This is a genomic window from Streptococcus rupicaprae (assembly GCF_040545225.1).
Lineage (GTDB): Bacteria > Bacillota > Bacilli > Lactobacillales > Streptococcaceae > Streptococcus > Streptococcus rupicaprae.
In genome coordinates this window covers 22,607-35,988 of sequence record NZ_JBEPLO010000005.1, presented here as the reverse complement: position 1 = coordinate 35,988, position 13,382 = coordinate 22,607, and the positions used below count along the sequence as shown (strand labels likewise).

Genomic DNA, 13,382 nt, shown 5'->3' with positions numbered 1-13,382 from the left:
CTTTCAGGAGAATTCATGAATTTGTTGAGTAAAACTAACCGTATCTTGTTAAAAGAACTGATCAAGACGGATTTTAAGTTACGCTATCAAGGAAGCTTTGTTGGACATTTGTGGTCTATTTTGCGTCCCTTGTTGCTGTTTACAGTCCAGTATTTTGTCTTTGTACGGTTTTTAAACCTCGGACGCGATATTCCGCACTTTCCCGTGGCACTTTTATTGGGAATGGTCATGTGGACCTTCTTTCAGGAAGCGACTTCGATGGGTTTGGTATCCATCGTTAGCCGGGGAGACTTGCTGCGGAAGCTGAATTTTTCGAAGCAGATCATCGTGCTATCTGCCGTTGCCAATGCTTCGATCAACTTTGGCATCAATGTCCTAGTGGTCATGGTTTTTGCGGTGATCAACGGGGTTTCCCTCAGCCTTAACTGGCTGTGGATCCTTCCCTTATTTATCGAGCTGGCCCTCTTGGCGTCAGGTTTGGCCTTCTTCTTGTCGACCCTCTTTGTCAAATACCGCGATATCGGACCGGTCTGGGAGGTTGTGATGCAGGCGGGCATGTACGCGACACCGATTATCTACTCGGTATCCTATGTCTTAGATTTTAGCCCAAGGGCAGGCAAGCTCCTCATGCTCAATCCTCTGGCCCAGATGATTCAGGACGCTCGCTACCTCTTGATTGATCCGGCCAATTTGACCACTTGGCAGGTGGTGGACCAGCCTTACTTGGTTCTGATTCCTTATCTTTTGCCAGTCTTGATTTTTGGAATTGGCTGGACCTTCTTTAATAAAAATGCGAAACGCTTTGCGGAGATTCTATAATGACAAGTAAACCCATTGCAGTTAGCGTCAAAAACGTTAGCAAGTATTTTAAATTGCCTACAGAAAGCACCCATAGTCTGAGGACCGCCTTGGTCAACCGTTTGAAGGGCATCAAGGGCTACAGGGAGCAACATGTCCTCAGGGATATTAGTTTTGATGTGGAAGAAGGAGATTTCTTTGGGATTCTTGGGCGAAATGGCTCAGGAAAATCAACCCTTCTCAAAATCATTTCTCAGATCTATGTGCCAGAAAAAGGCTCAGTCACGGTTAAGGGAAAAATGGTTTCCTTTATCGAGCTGGGTGTCGGTTTTAATCCAGAATTGACCGGTCGTGAAAATGTCTACCTCAACGGTGCCATGCTGGGTTTTACCAGTCAAGAAATCGATGCCATGTATGAGGATATCGTGGAGTTTGCGGAATTGCAGGACTTCATGAATCAGAAACTGAAAAACTATTCCAGCGGGATGCAGGTCCGCCTGGCCTTCTCCTTAGCCATCAAGGCTCAAGGGGATGTCTTGGTCCTCGATGAGGTCCTTGCGGTCGGTGATGAGGCCTTCCAGCGCAAATGTAATGATTATTTCCTCGAGCGTAAGGCTAGCGGCAAAACGACCATCCTTGTGACCCATGATATGGGGGCTGTTAAAAAATACTGCAACAAGGCTATCCTGATCGAGGACGGCTTGATCAAGGCCCAGGGCGAACCGTTTGACGTAGCCAACCAGTATAGTTTGGATAATGTGACAGGTGAGCGAGTCCTTGAGGAGTCATCACAAGAAGGAGAAGCTGAAAAAGTAGAGGTCATTACAGACTTTGAAGCAAGGTTGCTGTCGCCGACAGTTGTGTCTCCAGATGATGAAGTGACTATCGAGTTTTCATACACTCTTTGTCAAGAAGCTATTAAGACACATATTGCCTTTTCTTTTGTTGACATTTCAACAGGAAATGGGCTTTACAATGACAATTCCTGGGACTTTTCACAAGAAGGTGTGGGAAGAAAGACCTTGCTTTATAAGTGTCGACTGCCATACTTTAATAGTGTGAAATTGCGCCTTCAAGCCTATATCCGTGATGAACACCAACAGGATTTAACGATTTTGACAATGCCTAAGCCCGTGGTTTTTATTGTCCAGCGCGAGATTGATGAGTCGGATTTTTCGTTAAAGGATTCCTCGACAGGACTTTTGCTTCGTCAAGGCAGATGGGATGTTTAGGCTATTATTGAATAACGCAGTCAAAGCAAACTAGTAATCTTTAAGGGAAATGATTTCGTATGAAGATATTATTTGTGTCGCCAGTAGGTGCATTTTTCAGTGGCGCAGAAGTTGCTATCACTAATCTGATGGCTTACTTGGCTGGCCGAGGGCATCACGTTTACAATGTTATCCCAGATAATGGTGATGGGGCAGATAAGACCTATATTGACTTTATGACCCAGCAGGGGATAGGTCTGTTTCAGTTACCGAGCAAACGCTGGTGGTGGCAGGAGGCTCATCCTATAGAGGACCACGAGAAGTTTACGGCCTTCGCCTATCAGCACCAAAATATCGCTCAAATCAGAGAAATTATCCAGTCTGAGTCGATTGATTTGGTCATTTCCAATACGATTAACGTATTTCAAGGGGCTGTAGCAGCGGCTTTAGAAGGTGTGCCCCACCATATGATCATCCATGAGTTTCCCTATGGTGAATTTGGCTATTACAAGGAAAAAATCCCGCTCATAGAGTCTCTCTCTGACAAGATTTTTGCAGTGACTGGCGAGCTCTTTGAGGAACTGTCCCACCATTTTTCACAGGATAAGCTCTTGCCGTTTATTCCCTATTCACATATGGAGACGGTTGAACTAGCTGAATCGGACAAGCATCGGATTGTGTCGATTGGTGGGATTAACCCGCGTAAGAACCAATTGGAATTGATTCAGGCCTATGAAGTGCTTCACGATGAATCCCTCGAGTTGGTGTTTATCGGGAATTGGGACCAACACTACAAGGAAATGTTAGACGCCTACGTTGAAGAAAGGCAGCTGAGTAACATTCGTTTCTTGGGTTACCAAGAGGCCCCCTTTAACTTGCTGCAGGGGAAAGATCTGCTAGTCTTTACGTCAAAAATGGAAGCTTTTCCTCTCGTTTACACAGAGGCCATTTTATCTGGATTGCCTTCGATTGCTTCAAAAACACTTGGACATCAAACCGTTAGTGACTATTTCCAAAGTAAAAATAGCTATCCTTTAGGTGATGCTACTGCCTTAGCAGGGAAAATCAGGGAGGTCCTTTCTCAGTATGAAGAAGAGAGGACAGCAGCGCAGCTTCTTAGTGAGGCAGCTAGGCAGCTCTACACGTTGGACAAGACTTGTGAGGCATTTGTGCAGGTGATTGAAGGCCAGCTCCACTATACTCCCAAGCCTCTTGCGACAGGTTTGGCTAGCCTTCTGGGATGTCAGGTAGAGCCAGAGTTGTTAGAACACATAGCTTCTCAGGAGATTAGAGTTTACCATAGCAATGTGATTCCCTATTACCAGATAGACGTTTATCCAGCTAAGGAAAAAGGGTCCTTTGACATTCTTGTTGGAGAGGGTGATTATATTCGGATTGATTTTCCAAGGACTGGGGGTCTTTACCAGCTTCGAATGAGTCAGGATAAAGCATCTCCAGTTCTTACCCCTGTTCACTGCTCGGCTATTATGACTGAGAGTGGCTATCTGTTTCTGTCAGACGACAATCAAGTCGTGTATGATACTTCTGACTTGCATGATGCTACATTGCACTTTAGCTACGAACAAGTCGCTTTGAAAGCCTTTGACAGAGAGCTGAAAAACCTCGTCGCAGACAATCACAACCTTAAAGATCAGTTAAAAGAGGTGACGACGGCTTTACAAACAGTTACTTCTGATTATCAATCCCTCATCTCTTCCCGACGTTGGATATACACGACAAGGCTTATTAATTTATTTAGGAGAAGGAAATGAAGCGTCTTTTGCTTTATATTCATTTTAATAAATACCACCGTATCAGCGGCCATGTGCTCTATCAATTGGAGCAGTTGCGACCGCTTTTTGAGCATGTTTTAGTGATTTCAAACAGCCCTCTTTCTTCAGAGGCTCAATCGCAGCTTTTGGAAACCCGATTGGCTGATGATTTCCTGCAACGGGAGAATTCAGGCTATGATTTTGCGGCCTGGAGAGATGGAATGGCGCGCGTGGGCTTTGATCGCTTGCAGGATTATGACAGTGTGACCATCATGAACGACACTTGTTTTGGTCCGCTTTACGATCTAGCCAGTACCTATGGCCGTTTTGAGCAGGATGAAACGGTTGATTTCTGGGGGATGACCAATTTTCGGGCGACCGAGCGGTTTAAGGAACATATTCAGAGTTATTTCATGTCCTTTTCACGTGAGGTGGTGTGCTCTGAAGCCTTTCAGGGATTTTGGCAGTCTGTTCAAGCGTTTACGGATGTTCAAGATGTCATAGATCACTATGAGACACGGGTGACAACGGTGCTTTTAGATAGTGGCTTCAGGTATGGCGTGGTCTTTGACACAACCCAAGAAGATGTGACAGGCATGCTTCATCCTGATTTTTCCTACTACAATCCGACCGCTATTGTGCAAAAACGGGTCCCCTTCATCAAGGTCAAAACCATTGATGCCAATCAGCATATTACTCCCTATATTTTGTCGGCTATTGAGCGGGAGACGGCCTATCCGGTTGATCTAATCGTCAAGCACATGTCCATGATGGGCCATCCAGACAGCAAGTACTTACTGGCGAGAAAGTATATACAGCCAGTAGCAGTGACAGAAGCTCTTTTAGGGTCAGTGGCCGTCCATCTTCATGTCTTTTACACGGATCTTCTGGAAGAATTTTTAGCAGCATTTAAGAACTTTACATTCGCTTATGACTTGTGGATTACGACAGATCATCCGACGAAGCAGGCAGAGATTGAGGCCATATTGAGAGATTACGGCCAGTCTGCGCAGGTTCGCGTGACCGGCAATATCGGTCGAGATGTCCTGCCAATGTTAAAGCTTAAAAAAGAGTTGGAGGCCTATGACTACGTTGGGCATTTTCACACTAAGAAGTCCAAGGAAGCTGATTTCTGGGCAGGGGAGTCTTGGCGAACAGAGTTGGTTGATATGTTGGTCAAGCCTGCTAATGGCATTTTGCAGACCTTGGAGCAAGACCTTGAGCTCGGCCTAGTGATTGCAGATATTCCAAGCTTTTTTAGGTACAATAAAATTGTAGATGCCTGGAACGAGCATGATATCGCTCCAGAGATGAACCGTCTTTGGAAGGAGATGGGTTGCCAAAAAGACATCGATTTTCAGGCTCTGCATACCTTTGTCATGAGCTATGGGACTTTTGTCTGGTTCAAGTATGATGCCTTAAGGCCCTTGTTTGACCTAGGGTTGAGCGAAGCAGACATTCCTGCTGAGCCATTGCCTCAAAATTCAATCCTCCATGCCATCGAACGCTTGCTGGTTTATATCGCTTGGGACCGTCACTATGATTTTAGAATTTCCAAATCGCCTATTGAACTGACACCTTTTATTGACAATAAATTATTGAATGAGCGCGGTGATATCCCACGGACTTTTGTCAATTTTGATCATATCGGTGGCCTGCGCGGTGCTTTAAAATACATCGTTGTTGGTCCGACCTTGGCGGTCAAATACATCATTCGACGCTTGATACAGAAATTAAGAAGATGAAAGATTACGTAAAGAATTTAAAGACCTTTAGAGATTTATTCCTATCCCTTCGGGCCAATTTAAGTGTCCTATTCTATCCATTGGTGGCCTTATCGACCTTTGGTTTAAACCTAGTCCTCCTCGCCCATCGGCTGATTCAAGACCAGTCCTTTAAAGTAGCAGGTTTCTGGCAACAGACTGGTTGGGGGATTTATGGACTGGCCATCCTTGTTTTAGCTGTTCAGCTGTCTAAATTTATCGTGCCCAAGGATGTCCTCAAACTAGGGATTGGCTACTTGATTTATCTGGTGTCCTCCTATTTTCTTCTGGTGACACGAAATATCAATAATCCCGACTTTAAGTGGGAAGCTTGGAGCAAGAATGGGTTTTATGAGACAAATTTTCTACCGACACTTAGCCTCATAGTGTTACTGGCTTTTCTTGTTAAATATGCCTTCAGGGCTCTAGGCATGCATCGAAAAAGTCAGCGCTACTTGCCAGAATACGAGTCTAATCACTTTATCCTAGCTTGTTTGATCGGTTCGATTGCCGTTCACGACAGTAAGTTGTTTGGTCAGATTAAAGGTAACTTGGCACCATTTTTAAACGCTGAGCAGTTTCCACAATACTTGCTCCTTTTAGGGATTTTGGTCTTTATGTGTTTGTTGGCTTTTGTGGTTTTGGCCAATGCCTGCCTCAACGGCCTGAGAGATTTGAAGCATAACCGGCCAAGTATCAACTTGGTCATCGCGACCAGTGCCTTGTTTGCCTTAGTCTTCAATTTTACCCTGCAACTAGGTGTTCAGGAAAAGGTGGATCTCCTTGGTTATTACCTCTTTCCTGGCGCTAGTCTGTTTCAGTTGATTATTCTCTTTCTCCTAGCAGTAGTGGTTTACTCAATCATCAACCAGTATTTCTCTGCCTCGATTTTAATTCTAGGTCTGGGAACAGTCCTCTCGATAGCCAACAGCATCAAAATGGCTATGCGTAATGAGCCGTTACTGATTACGGATTTTGTTTGGTTGAAGGAGCTTCACCTAGTGATGAGTTTTGTAGATAAAAACTTATTTTATTATTTAATTCTCCTTCTAATAGTTGTGATCGTTCTAGCTTATATCCTAAGAAAGCGTATAGTACCTGGAAAAATATATAGCACTTGGCAAAAGCAGTTAGCGATGTTAGTTGCAGTTAGTATGGTCTTCTTAGGAATCTTTTATATTTTTCAAACAGAAAAGGATAAAAAGATTCAAGAAGGAATTCCGATTCTCTCTAAGCTTAACAATAGAATCAGTATTGATTATTTGGGATTTGCGACAAATGCTAGGTATAAATCCTTGATGTACATTTGGGTCAAACAAATGACAAATCCCATCATGGAGAAGCCACAAGATTATAGTATGGAGGCTATTGCTAAATTAGCTGAAAAGTACGAGGCAGAAGCCAATCAGATTAATCAGGACAGGGAGCAGTCTATTTCTGATCAGACTGTGATTTATATCCTTAGCGAGAGTCTCTCTAACCCACGAAGGGTTCCTGGAATAACCGTTTCGGTAGATGTGCTGGAGAACATTAATCGCATCAAAGAAACAACAACGAGTGGTATCATGCAGTCTGATGGTTACGGTGGTGGGACAGCTAACATGGAGTTCCAAAGCTTAACTGGACTGCCCTTCTATAATTTTTCTCCGACTGTTTCTACACTCTATTCGGAAGTCGTACCTAAGATGAGTGTTTTCCCGTCGATTAGTGATGCTTTTGAAGGCGACAACCGATATGTCCTCCATCCTTCGGGAGCTAGCAATTACAACCGCTATAATATTTATAGGGATTTAGGATTTGGGGAATTAGTCTTTTGGGAAGGTTCTAAAGATAAATTTTCGAATATTCGGAAACAGGGCGTCAGTGTCAGTGATGAAACAGTTTATGACAATATCTTAGAACGTTTAGAGACGGATAAGAATCAGTTCTTCTCTGTGATTACGATGCAAAACCATGCTCCGTGGTCTGTCGGCAATCCAGAGGAAGTTATTGCCCAAGGAGAAGGGTTTACCGATAAAGAAAATGATACGCTGACAGAATACTCGCGTTTACTTAGTCATACTGATCGCGCAACACAGCAGTTTTTGGAACGTTTGAGCACCATAGATAAAAAGATTACAGTAGTCTTTTATGGCGACCATTTACCTGGTTTTTACCCGGAGCGCTTGTTCAGTACAGATCCGATAACCCAGTATCAAACGGATTATTTTATTTGGAGTAATTGGCAGAAGGAAAAATTAGATTACCCTCTTCTCAATTCTAGTGATTTTACAGCAGCCTTGTTAGAGCACACCGACTCGAAGGTTTCGCCTTACTATGCTCTGCTGACAAGAGTACTAGAAAAAGCGAGTGTTAGCTCATCAGGAGATACTCCTGAACATGATGAGATTGCTCATGACCTACGTCTGCTCCAATATGATATAACTGTAGGTAGAGGTTATATCAGAGATTATGAACAGTTTTTCTCACTCCCTAATGAAAAGAAATGAGGACAAAAGATGACAGAAAAGATTGCAGTGTTATTACCTGCTTACAATGAAGAAGTAACCATTCAAAAGGTTATTAGAGATTTTCAGCATTACTTGCCCCAAGCTGATATTTATGTTTACGATAATAATTCAAAAGACAAGACAAATCAGCTGGCTAGAGAAGCGGGGGCGATTGTCCGTTTTGAGCCTAGACAAGGAAAAGGAAATGTAGTGCGTTCCATGTTCCGTGAAATTGATGCGGATTACTACATCATGGTTGACGCAGACGATACCTACCCAGCAGCAGAGGTTGAAAAATTACTTGAACCCTTGCGCTCAGGCATGGCAGACATGACCATCGGTGACCGTCTCTCTAATGGAACCTATGCCAAGGAAAATAAGCGTGGCTTTCATGGCTTTGGGAATCACTTGGTGAAAACCTTAATCAATAAACTTTACAAAGGCAATTACGAAGACATCATGACAGGGTATCGTGGCTTTAATCGCTTGTTTGTCAAAACGTTCCCAGTCTTATCTCCTGGTTTTGAAATTGAGACGGAGCTTTCCATCCATTCATTGGACAAGCGGTTTAAGTTGGTTGAGGTGCCAATTAATTATCAGGATCGTCCAGAAGGAAGTGAGTCAAAACTAAATACCTTCTCAGATGGTTTTAAGGTTTTACGAATGATTTTCAACCTCTTTAAAGACTACAAACCTCTCTTGTTCTTCAGTCTGGTAACCCTCATTTTCTTCCTGTTTGGACTGCTATTTGGCCTACCCGTTATCAGTGAGTTTGCTCAAACGGGTATGATTGCCAAAATGCCATCAGCAATACTGGCAACTGGTTTCATGATTTTAGCTGCTCTCTCTTTTGTTGCAGGTTTTATCCTAGATACTTTAGTTCGTCAAAATCGTATGCAGTATGAGTTGAAGGTTTATGATTATTATGAGAAACAGAAGGACTAAAGTGGTGAATGGTGAATCATTTCCAAAGAATTTGGCCAAAAGTTTGCTCAGATGGCGTTATCTGATTGCTTTGCTTTTATTTATAACTGGTGTCTCTTTTGAGTTACACGGGAGCTCGATAGGAAATTGGAACAACTTTGGTATCTCAGAGATGGTTTCTGGAGAAAAAAATGCCACGGTTAATGATTTTTCAGATTCTGACAGTTTGGGATGGGTAGGGATTGTCAAAAACTGGATTTCTATCCCTCCTCGGACTGATGGGACTATAGTCGGTGTTCCACGGATGATTCGGACAGATGAATGGGTGGTTCAAACTCCTTATGCCATTTCACAGGTATCTACAGGCAATCAATTCAATAATCCGTCTTATGGGCTTTCGGGTATGAATATGGTACTTGCCTATAATTCGCCAGTTTTAGATATTTCGATATTGGGAAAACCATTTAATTGGGGATTTCTTTTTCTAGGTGCTTCTAGAGGCTTGTCCTGGTACTGGTGTTTCAAATTATTAGGCATGTTGCTCTTATCATTTGAGTTCGCCATGATTTTGACAAAGAAAAATCGCTTCTTATCAGTGATTGGTAGCTTTTGGATAACCTTTACACCTGCTATCCAGTGGTGGTTCATGCAACACTTGGGAGATATTGTCTTCTTTTCTTTAGCGATTATGGTGGGGGTTCATCATTACTTTTTAACGAAAAGTAAAGCTTTGAAATTGTTTTTGGCAGTTGGATTAAGTTCATCTATCATAGGTTTTGTACTCGTTATTTATCCTGCTTTCCAAGTGCCATTTGCTTACCTAATTGCAACTTTCTTTCTGATAGAATTTATTTCAGCTCTAAGAAATCGAAGGGTTTCAAGGAGTGATCTCCTTATAATGAGTTTGACACTTTTGTCTGCGACGAGTATTGCGGGTTGGACCCTCTATCGGAGTTTGGATGCCCTGTCTGCGACGATGAACACCGTTTATCCGGGCAGTAGAGTCTCTCTTGGGGGAGAACTAGAGATTTCAAGGCTCTCTGATCTATTGCTCAATTTTATTCTGCCCTTTAAAATCCCGACTTGGACAAATCAGGTAGAGGCTTCATCAGCAGTCACACTATTGCCATTTCTGTTACCAACTATGCCGTTGTATCTCGGCAAGGATACTATTCGCAAAAACATCTTTGGAATCTTTGTGACAGTTTTTTGTCTGTTATTAGCTACATTTGCAATTGTGGGGATTCCTGAAGCAGTAGCTAAAATCACCTTATTTAGCTATGTGACAGGAGGGCGCGCCTGGCAAGCCATGTCCGTAATGAGTATTTTCGCTTCCTTGTGGTTTATTGCTTTGATTTGGAATAGTAGAAGAAAAGTCTCAAAGCTCTCTGTTCTAATAGCTACGGTTGTTGCAGTTGGTTTAGGATTCCTTTTCTTACAGAGGACAGACTTTGTAGGATTTATGGGGAAAAAGTATCTTTTAGCCTTTCTAGGGCTGATGCTTGTGGTAGTATTGGCTGGTTTGTTCAAAAAGAAAGTTATCTTTAGCTTAATTATGACAACCTTTATTGCTCTTAGTGGGATGACGGTTAATCCAACTGTTAAAGGCTTGGATGTGATTGAAGATAAGAAGCTGACACACACGATTCGTTCCCTAGTCAAGGAAAATGAAGAGGGACTTTGGCTTACAGAGACCAGAGCCTATAATTATCCTCAGATGTTTGGAGCGAAAACTATCAATAGTGTCAGATTCTATCCTGATTTGGAATTAATGAATATCTTGGACCCTAATGGAGATTTTGAATCAGAGTGGAATCGTTACGCACATATGAATGTATCCATATCCGATGTTGGAACGCAGATTTCTGTGGGGCCAGCACCTGATGTTCTAGAGATTCAGCTAAGTCTTGAAGATTTTGAACGGCTTGGAATTGATTATGTTTTGACAGATAGAGACTTGACCGCTTTATTCGGTTCAATGTTTAAGGAAATATACCAAGATTCGGATTCTAATAAAATTTACGAATGGAATAGGTAAGAGGAGAAAATAAGGGGGAGCAATCGATTGAGAAGTTCAAGGTTTAAAATTAAGCGTCATTATTTATTCTGGGGAGTGCTGATAGCTGTTGCCATTTATCGTATTGCCTTAATAGCAGGAAGTCCCTGGGCTTTATTTGTCACTTCGGGTTATGATGATACCATGCAGATGAAGCTAGGAGCTAGTATGGCAGCTGGTGAGTGGATGGGTGAGAAATATTTTTATACTACCTTGGTTAAAAATGTTGGCTTTCCTTTTTTCCTGGCTCTAGGGAAGTGGCTACATATTCCTTATGGGGTATTATACGGCATACTGATCGCTGGTGCTTCCTATCTTTTTATAAGAGCAATCTCGCCTTTAGTTAAAAGTGGAAAGTTACTTTTGCTATTTTATAGTATCGTCATTTTTACACCAATCAATCAAGATGCTGTCTATCGGGTGTATCGAAATGCCTTGGTTCCGTGGGTTTTCTTAATGGTTGTTTCCTGTATGATTGCTTTATTTATCAGGCGTAATGATACAATCTTTAAGCAGGTGATGTGGGCTATGGGAGCTGCTCTTTCCATCGGTATGTTTTGGACTTTGAGAGAGGATTCGGTCTGGATTATCCCATTTGTAGCAGCGGTGAGTTTTGTAATTATCTTGGCTCTGGTGCTTGAAAATAGATACAATCTTCCTAAAATTTTGATGCGGTCTATGATTGCGCTTCTTCCTTTTTCGGGAATCTTGCTAATCAACACGATTGTTTCGTCGATTAATTATCATCATTATGGCATCTATGCCATGAATGATAAGACCCAGACCTATTCCCCGAAAGTCATGAGCTTGCTATATAAAATCGATGATGGCCAGACGACGGATCCTCATGTTTGGGCTTCTCGAAAAGCTTTTGAAATGGCTTTGGAAGCTAGTCCAACTATGAGGACAGAAGAAGATATTATCTTGTCCGCTTATGGCTTATGGGCTGGGGAAAATACTGATATCCGTGGCGATATCAGCCAGTGGGCTTTGAGGTATGCTCTGTCTGAAGTTGATTATTATCGGGATAATGCCCGAAAGACAAATGACTTCTACAAAAAAGTCTATGAAGAATTGTCGGCAGCTTTTGAATCAGGAAAACTCGAAAAGAAACCTGGTTTATATCTTTCCTCTCAAACAGGAGCCTTTCATTTTCGAGACATCTGGGAATCGTTAATCTTGAGTATGAAGGCTTCCTGGAAGATTGCATTTTATAGCCACACAGACCTAGAGAAGAAATACTTAGATTATCCAGATTTTACTGCTGGAGACATGACCTTCTTTGAACATTTATTATCGACCGATCTTCCTAGAACAGAAGAACAGTTGAAGACACTTGGATTTGATGGTTCTTTTACCAGCTATGATGAGGAACTCAGCTCTCTTGCCAATACCAATGTTATTAGCAACCGACATATTTTGAAGCAAAGAGAAAAAAATTATAAGAGTCAGCAAAGGATTGTATCTCTTTATAAGAGTTTCACCATCCTTACAGTTCCCTTATCTTTTATAGGGTTTTGTCTTTTGCTTAAGGAATGCATCGCTAAGAAATGGAAACTATCAGAGGAGATTTTAACCATTCTTCTGATTATTCTCGGGATGGCCTTGACTGGATTTTTAAATATTTTTGTGGTGATTCTCTTTTCACGTTGGATAACAACGGATCCTAATCATATTGTGATTGGCTTTTATGCCTCATCATCTTATTTACTATTTGCACTAGCGAACCTGTTTAGCTGTTGGATGGCAGTAAGATTAGGTTGGCCAGCTATCCGTCCATTTTTAAAAAGAAATACGAATTTGAACGAACGGTCAACTCGTATGACAAGAAGGGAGAGGTATGGGAACCATTAAACGTTTTATTCAAAGTGAAGTCTTTGCATACCTATTTTTCGGTGTCTTAGCGACATTGGTTTACACTATATTTAGGACGATGCTCTTCACTGTCTCAAGGCAAGCGACATTATCAGCCGTTTTGGCTAATGCCATAGCCATTGTCTTTTCCTTTTTTACTAATGATCGGTTTGTTTTTAGGCAGGAGAAGTATGGGAGGAGTCAACGCTTCGTCAAATTTGTTGGTGCAAGATTGTTTACTCTTCTGCTCGATCTAGTCCTGGCTTATCTTTTGGTTGAGAAATACCCTCATATCATTGGTCAATTTGTCAATCACCAACTGGATTTGGTCAATCTGATTGAAACCTTAATTGCGCAGGTTCTCATTGTTTTATTGAACTATATTATTAGTAAGTGGTTTGTTTTTAAAGGGCCAACAGAAAGTCAATAAACCTCCCCACCCCAAAACTATAACTGGCTATAGGTTTTTTTAAGAGGAGAAAAGGCTGACAATTCAGCCTTTTTAGTTTACAATA

General features: G+C 42.0%; 9 protein-coding genes. All 9 read left to right on the top strand.

All coding sequences use genetic code 11. From position 1 onward, the window contains the following. Positions 1-15 precede the first annotated feature (15 nt). The 9 genes from ABID29_RS03145 to ABID29_RS03105 are packed head-to-tail and all read left to right on the top strand — an operon-like array spanning position 16 to position 13,297. Positions 16-819 (top strand): ABC transporter permease, encoded by an 804-nt coding sequence (locus ABID29_RS03145; RefSeq protein ID WP_354364341.1) that lies wholly within the window; start codon positions 16-18, stop codon positions 817-819. Continuing rightward, on the top strand, positions 819-2,030 hold the full coding sequence (locus tag ABID29_RS03140; RefSeq protein ID WP_354364340.1) for an ABC transporter ATP-binding protein: 1,212 nt from the start codon (positions 819-821) through the stop codon (positions 2,028-2,030). The genes ABID29_RS03145 and ABID29_RS03140 overlap by 1 nt, the downstream gene beginning before the upstream one ends. A 59-nt stretch (positions 2,031-2,089) precedes the next feature. Continuing rightward, on the top strand, positions 2,090-3,781 hold the full coding sequence (locus tag ABID29_RS03135; protein WP_354364339.1) for a glycosyltransferase family 4 protein: 1,692 nt from the start codon (positions 2,090-2,092) through the stop codon (positions 3,779-3,781). Next, entirely contained in the window at positions 3,778-5,526 is a 1,749-nt protein-coding gene (locus ABID29_RS03130) for a rhamnan synthesis F family protein (protein ID WP_354364338.1), read from the top strand. Before ABID29_RS03135 ends, ABID29_RS03130 begins: the two co-directional genes overlap by 4 nt. After that, on the top strand, positions 5,523-8,033 hold the full coding sequence (locus ABID29_RS03125) for an LTA synthase family protein (RefSeq protein WP_354364336.1): 2,511 nt from the start codon (positions 5,523-5,525) through the stop codon (positions 8,031-8,033). Before ABID29_RS03130 ends, ABID29_RS03125 begins: the two co-directional genes overlap by 4 nt. Positions 8,034-8,042: 9 nt before the next feature. Further along, positions 8,043-8,978, top strand: coding sequence for a glycosyltransferase family 2 protein (locus ABID29_RS03120; RefSeq protein ID WP_354364335.1), 936 nt, complete (start codon positions 8,043-8,045; stop codon positions 8,976-8,978). A 4-nt stretch (positions 8,979-8,982) separates the two neighbouring features. Continuing rightward, entirely contained in the window at positions 8,983-10,995 is a 2,013-nt protein-coding gene (locus ABID29_RS03115) for a DUF7657 domain-containing protein (protein ID WP_354364334.1), read from the top strand. A 27-nt stretch (positions 10,996-11,022) separates the two neighbouring features. Then, the gene (locus ABID29_RS03110) at positions 11,023-12,867 is read left to right on the top strand and encodes a hypothetical protein (protein ID WP_354364332.1); all 1,845 of its coding nucleotides are present in this window, start codon (positions 11,023-11,025) and stop codon (positions 12,865-12,867) included. Then, a complete protein-coding gene (locus tag ABID29_RS03105) occupies positions 12,854-13,297 on the top strand; it encodes a GtrA family protein (RefSeq protein ID WP_354364330.1) in 444 nt (147 codons plus the stop codon). Before ABID29_RS03110 ends, ABID29_RS03105 begins: the two co-directional genes overlap by 14 nt. The last annotated feature ends 85 nt before the right edge of the window (positions 13,298-13,382 follow it).